Here is a 12,260-nt window from a genome sequence, read left to right as displayed (position 1 = left end):
CCGTGTCAACGCCCGCGCGAGATCCGCCTGCAGGCTCACCACCAGCGCCGCGAGCTCGTCATACGACGGCACCGGCGGCGCAGGCGGATCATCGGACACACCCGGACCCTACGGGCCGATCAACCACGCCACACCAACGCCCCAGGACCGCCAAGCCATCAAAGCGTCCCAGCCGGCCGGGGAACGAAAAACAAACGATCTACGAGACCTGACCAGTTACGGGTGGTCATGCACCCGCAAATACACTCACCAGCGGCCCGGCGACCAGAAGTTCCTCCTTTTCCCGAAGCTGGTCGACGACTCGTGCCGAAAGAATACGGCCGGTGTCTCGTCCCGGACAACCAATAGGCCGAGCTGGCCAGGATGCCGCTTACGCCAATGACCGTGCATATACACGCCCACGAGGGCGTCGGTGGCCGCCGGCACCGTCCTCGATGGCATCTGCGGCCTCCGCAGGCACAGCGTCATCTGACCGAATCTTCGGGCTCCATCGCCCAGCCGGCCCAGCCGGCCCAGCCGGCCCAGCCGCTCAGTGCGCGAAGTTGAGCCGAAGGCCTGGCCAGGGCCACTGGAGCGAGTAGAGAATCCCGCGCCCCGCTGAGCAGATGAACGCGGTGTCGCCGTCCGGGCCGCCGAAGCAGATATTGGTGACGTACGGGTCGCGCTCGGGTGTCACGAACTCCCGGAGCACGTCTCCGGCCGGGCTGATCACCGTGATCCCCGACTTCTCCAGGTTCGAGGCGCAGACGTTGCCGGCCCCGTCGACCGCCAGGCCGTCCCAGTGATACTCGCCACCGGTCGAGTACAGCTCGGTCTTCCCGCTGAGGATGCCGGGCGCCTTCACGTCCCAGGCGAGCACCCGCCCCGAGTAGGTCTCCGACGCGTACAGCTTCGTGCCGTCCGGCGACAGTCCCATCCCGTTGGGGTACTCGAGCCCTTCCTCAGCGATCCCGATCGTTCCCGCCACGGGGTCGGCGTAATACAGCACACCGCGGGTGGTGTCGACGATGTAGCACGCGCCCGACTCGTCGAACACGATGTCGTTGAGGTTGCCGATGGGCGTGCCCTCGACCTGCGTGAACACGACCTCGACGCTTCCCATGGACAGGTCGACCCGCTGGATGTATCCACCCTCGTTGCCCTCGGCCATCCAGTAGGGAAACCGGATCCCGTCCTCGGTCTTGAACGCCAGCCCACCGTTGTTGCAGACATAGACGGCTCCGTCGGGCCCGAGCGCCGCACCGTTGGGACCGCCGCCGCAGTGGACGGGCGACACCGTGCCGTCCGCCTCGACGCGGGTCAGCGCGCCGCCCTCGATCTCGACCACGAGCACCGAGCCGTCGTCGAGCGCGATCGGTCCTTCGGGGAACCGCAAGCCACTGGCCAGGACCTTCATGGGCGGACCTCCATGTCGCACCGGGCGAACCGAGTCGAGCACCCGGACCGAATCGGGCACACGGACCGACATTGTGTCCAATCGGGTGAACTCGGTCGACCACTGGCCCGCCGAGCCGCCGGGCCGCGAAACCGCGGTAGGTCACGAGACCGCGGCGGGCGGCGGGTGGCGAGGCCGCCGTCGGCGCCGTCAGTGGCCCGACATCCCTCCGTCGACGGCGAGGGTGGTGCCGGTGACGTAGGACGAGGCCGGACTCGCGAGAAGGACGACGGCTGCGTCGAGCTCGTGCCGCGGGCCGCGGCAGGGCACAAACAGCGGTCACCGACGGGTTGGCATGTCGGGCGGGAGGTCAGGACAGGCGGGCGGGCAGGCGGCTCCAGCCGCGCAGGACGCGGTTGGAGCGGCGGCGGGCGCCCGGGAGCGGCGTCGCGTCCGGGTACCGGTCGAAGAACGCGCGCAGGCCGACCTCGCCCTCCATCCGGGCGAGCGAGGCCCCCAGGCAGAAGTGCCGGCCGGCGGAGAACGAGACGTGGTCCCGGGCGTTGGCGCGGGCGACGTCGAACGTCTCCGGCTCGGCGAACACCTTCGGGTCCCGGTTCGCGCCGGCGAGGACCGTCACGACGTAGGACCCCGCCGGGACCTCGACGCCGCGGACGTCGAGGTCCCGGGTGCTGATGCGCCCCGTGAGGAGCACCGGCGGGTCGATCCGGAGGATCTCCTCGACCGCGCCCGGCCACAGCTCCGGCTGGCCCCGCAGCCGCCCGAGCTGCTCCGGATGCCCACTCAGCAGGGCGATCCCGTTGCCGAGCAGGTTCACCGTCGTCTCGAAGCCGGCCGCGAGCACCAGGCCGGCGATCGACTTCAGCTCGCTCTCGTCGAGCCCGCCGTCCTGGTCGCGGGCCGCGATGAGCTGGCTCAGCAGGTCCTCGCCCCGCTCGCGCCGCAGCTGGGCGATGTGCCCCGTCAGCCACGACTCGAAGTCCCGCATGGCCGCGGTGACGGACCGGAACTGCCAGAAGCCCAGCCCGAAGTCGAGGCTCGGCGCGACGCCGGACCCCAGCGCCAGCACTCGGGGCCGCTCGCCGGGCGGAACCCCGAGAATCTCGGAGATGACGGTGACCGGCAGCAGGGCGCAGTACGCGGCGACCAGGTCCACGGGCTCGCCCGCGGCCGCGGCGGTGGCCAGGCCGTCGAGGAGCTCGGACGCTATCTGTTCCGTGCGCGTCCGCAGGTTCTGGACGGCCCGCGCGGTGAACACCCGGCTGACCAGCTGGCGGTGCCGGGTGTGCGTGGGCGGTTCCGTGACCAGCAGCGACGGCGGCTCCATGGGGTGCAGCAGGTCGGGCGCGGTCCGGGCCATCAGGCCGCCCAGCAGGCCACCGGTCCTGACCGGGCTGCCGGCCCGGAAGTCACCGCCGGCGAGCACCTCCCGCGTGACGGCGTGGTCCACGGTCAGGAACGCGAACCGGCCGCGGTAGAGCGGCCCGGCGCGGCGCACCTGCTCGACCGCGTCCCAGACCTCTCCCCCACCGGCGCCCGCGACGATCAGCCGGCCCTGCAGGTCACCCCGCCGCGCCGCCGTCCGCACGACGACGCGGGGAAGCTCATGGGCCGCGCCCCAGTACACGGTCGACCGGGCGTCATCGCGCATCCGGCCCAGCAGCCGCGGGAGCCTCCCGGGCGGCGCCGCTGCCTGTTCTCCGCCGCGAGCCGGCCGAATGCCCTGGTCCGTAGGCATACGACCAAACTAGCCCGCCGTGGTTCCACTGGGGAGGCACACCACGGAACGCGGCGGGTGGAAGCCGGGCCGGGCGAGGCGGGCCGGGGCGGGTCTGGGCTGGGCGGGTCCGGGCGACTGTTCCTGGCTACGAGGAGTCAGGGGTGTCGGCTCCGGCGATGAGCGAGAACACGCGCTCGCGTCGCCTGCCCCAGAGCGCGGCCCGTTCCCTGGCCCGCGCCAGCTTCGGTTGGTCGTAGCGGCGCCGCGCCCATGGACTGCCGGGGGCGGCGAGTCGCAGGACGCCCCAGATCCCGACGAYGGTCACGAAGACGCTGACCATCGCCACCCAGGGTTTTCCCTTGATCGCGGTCAGCACGGTAAGCGACAGGTTGAACAGCACCACCGCCACGAGTGTCCAGCGGGCGGAGCGTTCGTCGTCACTGATGTCGTCCAGGCCGAAGGGCGCCGCACGTACCAGGAGAAGTCCGGTCAGAGCCGTGGCAACGATGACAGCGTCAACGGAAGACCTGCCCTCCTTGGTCCAGTAGACGTCCTTCAGGTGGAGCAGGAGGGCGAATTCGTCGAGAACGAGGCCGGCACCGATCCCGAAGAGGAGCGCGAGGATGTCCCGCCACAAGCGGACGTCGCCGATGGCGAAGCTGATCGTGCCGGCCGTGAGCATCATGAGAACGCCGACGAACTCGTGGTGTATGTGCACTCCGCCGGCCGAGACGTTTCCCGGCCACCATCGAACTTTGGCCCGAATGAGGCGGGCGGAGGTTCTGATGAACAGGAACCCACCGACCAGGCCCACGAGAAGAAGCAGCAACGGCTGACGACCGGTCCTGACAAACTGGTCATGGTACGAGCCGGTGAGCCACGACCACTCCATACCCGGAGTCTGTCAGCACACCCTCGACGCGGTCCGCCCGGCCAGATGCCCGCGCCACGTCGCGCACCTTGAGCCCAGACGCGCGAGCCGGTCATGATCTGGTGGGATTTTCGGCGCCATCACTCCGAAAATCCCACCAGATCATGGAAACGGACCGGCGACTCCAGGCGGACCTCTACCAGGCCTCCACCAGGAACAAGGCAGGACGGGTGATTGTCGCGCCCTTCGCCCTCGACCAGTTGCTCGTTCAGGCGGGCCAGTGCCGGGACGTCGTCAAGGCCCACTGGCAGTCTCAGCATCCGGCCTTCCGCGGGTGACCGGGGTCAGTCTGGCGGCGCGGTCAGACTGATTCGGTGGTAGGTGCCGGCTCGGTGGACAGGTTGGCGGTCCAGCGTTCCTCGACGCGGCCGAAGTACCAGATGGCCAGCGCGACGCCCCAGGCTACAAAGAAGAGCCCGACGATGGCGTAGCCGGTGTAGTCGAGGTTGATGCTGGCGATCCAGGCGAGCGGTCCGGACTCGATCGTGAACCGGTCGGCGAGGACGCCGACGAGTTCGATGGTGCCGATGACGAGGGCGACGACCACGGAGATGGTGGTGATCGTCAGATTGTAGAAGACCTTGCGGACGGGGCGGGCGAAGGCCCAGCCGTAGGCGGCGTTCATGAAGACGCCGTCGATCGTGTCCATGAGGCACATACCGGCGGCGAACAGGATCGGCAGGACCAGGATCGAGTAGAAGGGCAGATTGAACGCGGCGGCGCCACCGGCCATCACGAGGAGGCCGACCTCGGTGGCGGTGTCGAAGCCGAGCCCGAACAGAACGCCGACCGGGTAGATGTTCCAAGGCTTCGTGACGCTCTTCGTCAAGCCGCCGAGGAAGCGGTTCATGAAGCCGCGGGAGTCGAGACGCCGTTCCAGCTCCTGCTCGTCGTACCGCCCGTTCCGCATCTCGCGGAAGACCTTCAGGATGCCGATCAGGGCGGCGAGGTTGAGAATCCCGAGGATCCAGAGGAAGACGCCGGAGACGGACGGGCCGATGACGCCGGTGATGGTGTGCAGCTTGGAGGAGTCGTCCTCGACGGGGCCGACCAGGGACTTGATGCCGATGGAGAGCAGGAAGGCCAGCGCGAAGACGATGGTCGAGTGGCCGAGGGAGAACCAGAACCCGACGGACAGGGGCCGGCGCTGGCGGCCCGCGCCGGCCGCTTCCTTGGCGACGTTGTCGGCGATGAGCTTGCGGGTCGCGTTGTCGACGGCGGCGATGTGGTCGGCGTCGAAGGCGTGCCGAAGGCCGAAGGTGTAGGCGAGGACGCCCACGCCGGCGGTGAAGGTCGGGTGGTCGCCGCCGAGGTGGTAGCCGTGCGGGGTGACCAGGGTGAGCAGGACGACGAAGCCCAGCACGTGGAGCAGGATGATGAAGGCGGTCATCCCGGCCAGGGACCGCCTGTCCGCGCCGCTGAGGCTCTGCCGAAACTGTGTCAGCCCCGTTGACAGGGAGGGCTCGCTGGCGCCGGGAGCTGGGTGAGCCACGTGGTGTCTCCTTGCTACGGGGAGCAGGCGCGGGTGCGCGACTCTCAGGAGCGGATCGGCGAAAAACCCGGCCCCGCTGGGACCTGCCCGCGAGACGCCCTTCTGATCTTGCTGGAGCCTGGTGATGTCCAGGCGCCCACGATCACCGAGTGGACCGGGCGGAGCCTCTCCAACTGGCGCAGTACCTCCAGCTGGCGGGAGGACTTCGTAGCTCCGCCAGCACAGTCACGGTGCCATGATGTCGTTATTGCGAGAGCTTCGCAACTAGTGATGTCGCGGTCTGGACGCGCGCTGCCGCTGTCGCGATCTCATACCGAGGCCCCCAACCGAGCCGCCGAGCGACGATCCTGGTCCCGATCGGAGGTGAGCCTGACGGTGACCCGGACCTTGTCCACCCGCCGCACGACGATGCCGCGCGGGGCCGGTGAGGATCGGCGAGACCGGCACGCGGCACGGCGACGGCCTCAACGGTGCTGTCCCGGGCCACGACATCACCGGCCGTGAGCCCCGCGGCGCGGAATGGTACGACGAGGTACGATCCGCCTCCCCGAGACGTCGGTGGTCTGAGCGTTCCCGGAGGTTCGCGCCCGAGTTTCCCTGGCTTTTCATGGTTGAAGGCGGTCGCGCTGATGGTTGAGATATCCGGTCTGATCGCCGCGTCCGGATGAAGGTCGCGCTGCTCGCACCGGTGGCGTGGCGGACCCCGCCGCGGCACTACGGTCCGTGGGAACAGATCACCAGTCTGCTCGCGGAGGGCCTGGTCGAGCGCGGGATCGAGGTGACCCTGTTCGCGACTCTGGACTCCCGGACGGCCGGGACGCTGGACGGGGTGTGCCCGCACGGGTACGCCGAGGACGGGGCGCTCGACGGCCGGGTGTGGGAGGCGCTGCACGTGGCGCACGCGCTGTCCCGGTCGGGCGAGTTCGACCTGGTGCACAACCATCTCGACTGGCTGCCGCTGGCATTCGCGTCACACGCCAGGGCGCCGATGGTCACGACCGTCCACGGTTTCTCGGACGCCCGTATCGTCCCGGCGTACGCGCGGGCGGCGTCGGCGTACGTGTCCATCTCCGAGGCCGACCGGCGCCCGGAGCTTGACTACGTCGCCACCGTTTACCACGGCATCGACCTGGCGGCGTTGCCGTTCTCGGCGACCGGTGGGGAGGACCTGGTCGTGCTGGGCCGGATCCATCCCGACAAGGGCACCGCCGCGGCCATCGACGTCGCCCGCCGCGCCGGCCGCCGGCTGGTGATCTGCGGGATCATCCAGGATGAGCGCTACTTCGCCGAGCAGGTGGCGCCGCATGTCGACGGGGACCGGGTTCGCTACCTCGGTTCGGTGGGGCCGGGCCAGCGCGCCGAGGTGCTCGGCTCAGCGGCGGCCCTGCTGCACCCGATCGCGTTCGACGAGCCGTTCGGGCTGGCGGTCGTCGAGTCGATGGCCTGCGGGACTCCGGTGGTGGCCTACCCGCGAGGCGCCATGCCGGAGGTGGTCGACGAGGGGGTGACCGGGTTCCTGGTGGACGGGCCGGCGGCGGCCGCGGAAGCTGTGGACCGGGCCGCCTCCCTGGACCGCGCGGCCTGTCGCCTCACAGCGGAACGGCGGTTCTCCGCGGCCCGCATGGTCGCCGACTACCTAGCTGTCTACCAGCGACTACTCGGCTGACCCCGGCGGGGCTCCGGCGGGACGTCACCGCTCATGCGTCCGCTCTCGGCCGGGTCATCCGGGCGAGCAGCTGGTCGACCGGGACGCTCGCCACTCCGATCCGGGCGTCCGCAATCCCGTAGGGCAGCCACAGGTGGCCGTCATGGATCAGGCCTCCGCAGGAGTAGACGACGTTGGGAACGTAGCCGTCGCTTTCGGCTGGGGCCGGGGTGAGGAGGGGCTCAGGCAGCGTCCCGCGCACGATGGTCGGGTCGTCGAGGTCGAGCAGGATCGCCCCGATGGTGTAGGTGCGCATCGGTCCGACGCCGTGGGTGAGGACGAGCCAGCCCGTCGGCGTCTCGATGGGCGACCCGCAGTTGCCGACCTGCAGAAGCTCGAAGGACGCTCGAGGCGAGTGGACCGGGCGTCCTGGATGCCACGCCTGGCCGTCTCGGGAGGTCGTGACGCTGGTGGTCTCGCCGTCGGAGCGGCACAGCGCGGCGTACCGGCCGGAGACGAGCCTGGGGAACAGTGCCATGCCCTTGTTCCGCGCGGCTGGGCCGGTGAGCGGCGAGGTGGTGAAGACCCGCAGGTCGGGGCTGGTCAGCAGCCGCGGGGTGGTGTGTCTGCCGTCGTAGGCGGTGTAGGTCGCCCGGTAGTCGACGGTGCCGTCCGGCGCGGTGCAGCGGACGAACCGGGCGTCCTCCATGCCGTTGATCTCGACGGCGAGGGCCGGCCACAGCACCCGCTGGGCCAGGGCGCTGGCCGGCGGGAACTCGACCCGCTGCAGCGACCCGGCGACGGCGCGCACCTCGGCCATGATCGCCGGCGCCTGYGGGCGGCGGAGCAGATCGGCGGGCACCCGGGCGAAGGCCTGCTCGAGGTCGCCGCCGTCGGGCTGGGCGTCCAGACCGCCGAGGACAGCCCGGGTGACCTCGTCGTCGAGCCCCCGCTCGGCGAGGACTGTCCGCAGCCTCCCGGAGTCCCAGTCGGCCGGTACGGCCGTGCCGGCCGTGAGCGGACCGGTCCGCGGCTCCAAGCGGACGATCGGGCCGGGGCCGACCACGGCAACAGCGAAACCGATGGACGACAAGTGGCCCTCGCCGATACAGCGCAGGCTCACGGCCACCCGCAACGCCCCAGGCGGCAGCCCGGTCTGGTCGGGATGCGGCACCGCGGAGGGGTTGGTGACGGCGGCGCCCTCCACCGCGTACTCGGCGGTGAAGGTGGCACCGAGCAGCAGCGTGCGCGCGGTCGAGAGGGTCGCGGGCGCGCGCACCCGCGACGCCACGACCACGGCGTGCCGCGCCAGGATGTCGCGGTAGTCCCGGTGGCGAGGCGCGAAGACCGCGAGCAGGCCGGCGACGAGGTCGGCGACCTCGCTCTCGGGCAGTGCCAGCACCCGGTCCACAATGCCGGCGGCTCGGGAGTGCGCCTCGTTCCCCTCCTCGCCGGGGAGGAACAGTTTCGCGATGACCCTGCTGGGGTCCGCGCGGAGCGCTGTCGGGTGCCGGGTGACCAGGTCGGCCTGCAGGCTCGAGGTCACCGGGTCGCCGCGTTGGTCACTCGCTGGACGGCTGTCCTCGCCTTTGGGAGAACCACTTCGCGCCTGCCCGCGCGCGCTCACGGCGCCGTCAGCAGGCGACGGGCATGCTGTGCTGTCGAGAGCAGCGCGAGGGTCGACTCCGCTCCCTGGTTGATGTTGCGACCGTGTGGCTCGAGACCGTCGCAGCAGCCGCCGGTGGTGGGGTCGAGGAGCGGCACGACACTGTCGTTGTCACCGAGGAACCATGCCTGGGCCCGTTCGAGCCCGATCAGCCACCGGGTCTGGCCCGTGAGGTCGTAGGCGCGGGCACAGGCGTCGGCGAGGGTCGCGGCCTCGATCGGCTGCTGGTCGAAGCCGGGCTGGCCGTCTCCCCCGGGTAGCCGGCCGCCGACCGGCGTCGGCGACAACCGGCCGCCGCGGGTCTCCAGGTCGAGTAGCCATGCCAACAGCCGCAGGCCGGCCGCGAGCGCCGCCTCGTCGGGCAGGCAGATTCCGGCAAGGATCAGCGCCTCCGGCACGGCGGCGTTGGCGTAGCGCAGCGCCGGCTCCGGCCAAGGCCAGGCCGGGTCGACCCYGAGAGGGCCGATCGCGGTGACGGCGGCGGCGAGCAGGTCACGCGCTGGCCTGTGGTCCGGGTAGGCGAGCAGCACCTCGCCGGCGCCGAGCGCGGCGAACGTCATCGCCCGCGGCCAGCGGGAGCGCCGGCTGGCGCTGACCCGGAACCGGGTCAGCGCGGTCTCCCGTGCCCGCACGGTGGATGCCCGCGCCGCCACGGTACCCAGCCCCCACAGGGCACGGCCCCACCAGTCGCCGAGGCCAGACTGGCCGTGCCAGCGCCCGTCGGTGGACCGGCGGTTGCACACGGACCCGTCCCGCGCCTGCGCCGCGACGACAAAGGCCAGGTAGCGCTTCAGGAGCCGGACCTGTTCGAAGGGCGGATCCGGCTCGCGGGCGAGGACGACCAGCCCGCGGGCGACGTCGTCCACGCAGTAGCCGTGCTCTCGACGGGGAACCGCGCCCAGGGCGTGCTCGAAGAGACCGATGTCGTCGCTGAGCCGGAAAAGATGATCGAATGACAACGCGGCCGTCATCAGGCCACCGCCGACGGCCTGGTCAGGCTGTTTCCGGTCCGGGTGGCCAGGCCGGCGGCGAGTCGCCGGTAGCGGTGGGCGACCGCGGGCCACAGCAGGTCGGGGGCGCGCGCGGCGGCGGCACGGGCCAGCCCGCTGGTCATGCTGTCGTCGGTGACGATGCTGCGTACCGCCGCCGCGATGGCCGGGGCGTCGCCGTGTGGCACGAGCAGGCCGGTGCCGTCGCCGAGGAGCTCGACGGCATGCGGGAAGCGGGTGGCGACGATCGGCTTGAGCGCCGCGACCGCCTCGATGAGAACGCCGGAGGTCACCTGGTCGCGGGAGTCGTACGGCAGCAGCACCACGTCGGCCGCGCGGACCAGCTCGCCGAGCGACGCCGCGTCGAGGTAGCGGTCGTCGAACGTGACCGACCCCGCGACGCCGAGCCGGCGGGCCTGGGCGACCAGGCTGTCGCGGTACGCCTCGCCTTCCCGTGCGAGCACCTTGGGATGGGTCTCGCCGACGACGAGGTAGCGCGGTGCGGGGTCGAGGTCGGTCAGCGCCGCCATCGCCGCGATGCCCCACTCGATGCCCTTGCCCGGCCCGATCAGCCCCCAGGTGAGGACCGTCGGCCGGCCTGCCCGGACGGGTGGGAAGGCGCGGTTGTCAGCGGCGCCGTGCGGGATGACCACCACCCGGCGCTGATCGGTCTCGTACCCGGCGGCGAGCCGCGCCCGCGCCGTCTCGGTCATCACGACCACCGCGTCCGCGGCGGCGGCCACCGCCTCCAGGATGTGGCGTTGGCGCGGGGTCGGGTGCACGAGCACCGTGTGCAGGACGACGATCACCGGAACGTCGAGGTGGTGCAGCACCTCCAGCACCTCGTCGCCGTCCCGGCCGCCATAGATGCCGTACTCGTGCTGCACCACCGCGACATCGAACCCGTTCAGCACCCGGGCAGCTCGCTCCGGACCGCCTGGGGTCCCAGCCACCAGGTCCCCGACCACCCCGGCGGGCGCGGCCCGCCGGGGACCCGGCGCGGCGGGCACGTCCAGCAGGCGCACCACCCCGCTGGACGCCCTGGGTACGACATCGGTCAGGTGCTCGCGCAGCGCCGCCGTGAACGTGGCGAGCCCGCACTGGGTCGGTGGATATGTACTGAGAAAGCCGTAGCGCAGGGCCACCCTGCTCACCTTCCGGTCGGCGCCGACGTAAGCCGTCGGCGGGCGCGCGAGCGTAGGGCTCGCCTAGGCGGACGGCCAGGAAGGCGAAGCGGGGTCAGAAGCCCATGCCGCCCCCGCCCGGAACGCCCCCGCCGGCAGCGGCCTCGGACTCCGGCTTGTCTGCGATGACGACCTCGATGGTGAGGAACAGGCCCGCGATCGATGCGGCGTTCTGCAGCGCCGAGCGGGTCACCTTCACCGGGTCGACGATGCCGGCGGCGACCAGGTCGCCATATTCGCCGGTGGCCGCGTCGAGGCCGTGGCCGATCGGCAGGTTGCGCACCTTGTCGACCACGACCCCGCCCTCGAATCCGGAGTTCGCCGCGATCTGCCTGATCGGCGCCTCCATCGCCCGCTTGACGATGTTCGCGCCGGTGAGCTCGTCGCCGCTCAGGTCGAGCTTGTCGAAGGCGCTGATGGAGGCCTGGAGCAGGGCGACGCCACCGCCGGCGACGATGCCCTCCTCGACGGCCGCCTTCGCGTTCGAGACGGCGTCCTCGATGCGGTGCTTCTTCTCCTTGAGCTCGACCTCGGTCGCCGCGCCCACCTTCACGACCGCGACGCCGCCGGCGAGCTTCGCCAGCCGCTCCTGCAGCTTCTCGCGGTCGTAGTCCGAGTCCGACTTGTCGATCTCGTTGCGGATCTGCGAGACCCGGCCCGAGATCTGGTCGGTGTCACCAGCGCCCTCGACGATCGTCGTCTCGTCCTTGGTGACGACGACCTTGCGGGCCTTGCCCAGCAGGTCGACGGTCGTGCCCTCGACCTTGAGGCCGACATCCTCGGAGATGACCTGGCCGCCGGTCAGGATCGCGATGTCACCGAGCATCGCCTTACGACGGTCACCGAAGCCGGGGGCCTTCACCGCGACGCTCTTGAACGTCCCACGGATCTTGTTGACGACCAGGGTCGCCAGCGCCTCACCCTCGACGTCCTCGGCGAGGATCACCAGCGGCTTGCTCGCCTGCATGACCTTCTCCAGCAGCGGGAGCAGGTCCTTCACAGCCGAGATCTTGCTGTTGACGATCAGGATGTACGGGTCGTCGAGGACGGCCTCCTGACGGTCSGCGTCCGTGACGAAGTACGGCGAGATGTAGCCCTTGTCGAAGCGCATRCCCTCGGTGAGCTCAAGCTCCAGACCGAAGGTGTTGCTCTCCTCGACGGTGACGACGCCTTCCTTGCCGACCTTGTCCAGAGCCTCGGCGATCAGGGCGCCGATGGCCGGGTCGCCCGCGGAGAT

The 12,260-nt window shown here is 70.9% G+C and carries 10 protein-coding genes; 1 reads left to right on the top strand and 9 read right to left on the bottom strand.

Annotated elements, in window-relative coordinates; all coding sequences use genetic code 11:
• Window positions 1-529: 529 nt before the first annotated feature.
• The 5 genes from BL253_RS38175 to nicT form a co-directional block, all read right to left on the bottom strand.
• Window positions 530-1,396, bottom strand: a complete 867-nt coding sequence (locus BL253_RS38175; RefSeq protein WP_076822969.1) for an SMP-30/gluconolactonase/LRE family protein — start codon at window positions 1,394-1,396, stop codon at window positions 530-532.
• A gap of 189 nt (window positions 1,397-1,585) precedes the next feature.
• Window positions 1,586-1,705, bottom strand: a complete 120-nt coding sequence (locus BL253_RS38170) for an SDR family oxidoreductase (protein WP_476644143.1) — start codon at window positions 1,703-1,705, stop codon at window positions 1,586-1,588.
• A gap of 40 nt (window positions 1,706-1,745) precedes the next feature.
• Window positions 1,746-3,134 carry a cytochrome P450 gene (locus tag BL253_RS38165; RefSeq protein ID WP_241835518.1) on the bottom strand — a complete coding sequence of 463 codons (1,389 nt, stop codon included), beginning with the start codon at window positions 3,132-3,134 and terminating at the stop codon, window positions 1,746-1,748.
• 127 nt (window positions 3,135-3,261) lie between these two features.
• Window positions 3,262-3,945, bottom strand: a complete 684-nt coding sequence (locus BL253_RS38160) for a hypothetical protein (RefSeq protein ID WP_241835517.1) — start codon at window positions 3,943-3,945, stop codon at window positions 3,262-3,264.
• A 403-nt stretch (window positions 3,946-4,348) separates the two neighbouring features.
• Complete coding sequence (nicT, locus tag BL253_RS38150; protein WP_076822965.1) at window positions 4,349-5,539, bottom strand: Nickel transporter NicT; 1,191 nt, start codon at window positions 5,537-5,539, stop codon at window positions 4,349-4,351.
• 664 nt (window positions 5,540-6,203) lie between these two features.
• On the opposite strand from nicT, the gene BL253_RS38145 reads away from it, so the two are divergent.
• On the top strand, window positions 6,204-7,205 hold the full coding sequence (locus BL253_RS38145; RefSeq protein ID WP_076822964.1) for a glycosyltransferase family 4 protein: 1,002 nt from the start codon (window positions 6,204-6,206) through the stop codon (window positions 7,203-7,205).
• Window positions 7,206-7,236: 31 nt separating this feature from the next.
• On the opposite strand, the gene BL253_RS38140 is transcribed toward BL253_RS38145, so the two are convergent.
• The 4 genes from BL253_RS38140 to groEL form a co-directional block, all read right to left on the bottom strand.
• Window positions 7,237-8,730 carry a glycoside hydrolase family 130 protein gene (locus BL253_RS38140; protein ID WP_076822963.1) on the bottom strand — a complete coding sequence of 498 codons (1,494 nt, stop codon included), beginning with the start codon at window positions 8,728-8,730 and terminating at the stop codon, window positions 7,237-7,239.
• A gap of 77 nt (window positions 8,731-8,807) precedes the next feature.
• On the bottom strand, window positions 8,808-9,821 hold the full coding sequence (locus tag BL253_RS38135) for a glycosyltransferase (protein ID WP_076822962.1): 1,014 nt from the start codon (window positions 9,819-9,821) through the stop codon (window positions 8,808-8,810).
• Window positions 9,821-10,984 (bottom strand): glycosyltransferase, encoded by a 1,164-nt coding sequence (locus tag BL253_RS38130; RefSeq protein WP_076822961.1) that lies wholly within the window; start codon window positions 10,982-10,984, stop codon window positions 9,821-9,823. The genes BL253_RS38135 and BL253_RS38130 overlap by 1 nt, the downstream gene beginning before the upstream one ends.
• A gap of 94 nt (window positions 10,985-11,078) precedes the next feature.
• Window positions 11,079-12,260 (bottom strand): chaperonin GroEL (gene groEL / locus BL253_RS38125; RefSeq protein WP_076822960.1); only part of this gene is annotated, 1,182 nt, incomplete at its 5' end.

This window comes from Pseudofrankia asymbiotica (assembly GCF_001983105.1).
GTDB classification, from domain to species: domain Bacteria; phylum Actinomycetota; class Actinomycetes; order Frankiales; family Frankiaceae; genus Pseudofrankia; species Pseudofrankia asymbiotica.
This window is presented reverse-complemented; position numbering and strand designations above follow the sequence as displayed.

Excerpts from the sequence above, each read along its gene's own strand:
- BL253_RS38175 (WP_076822969.1), bottom strand. The coding sequence starts at position 1,396 with ATGAAGGTCCTGGCCAGTGGCTTGCGGTTCCCCGAAGGACCGATCGCG.
- BL253_RS38165 (WP_241835518.1), bottom strand. The coding sequence starts at position 3,134 with ATGCCTACGGACCAGGGCATTCGGCCGGCTCGCGGCGGAGAACAGGCA.
- BL253_RS38145 (WP_076822964.1), top strand. The coding sequence starts at position 6,204 with ATGAAGGTCGCGCTGCTCGCACCGGTGGCGTGGCGGACCCCGCCGCGG.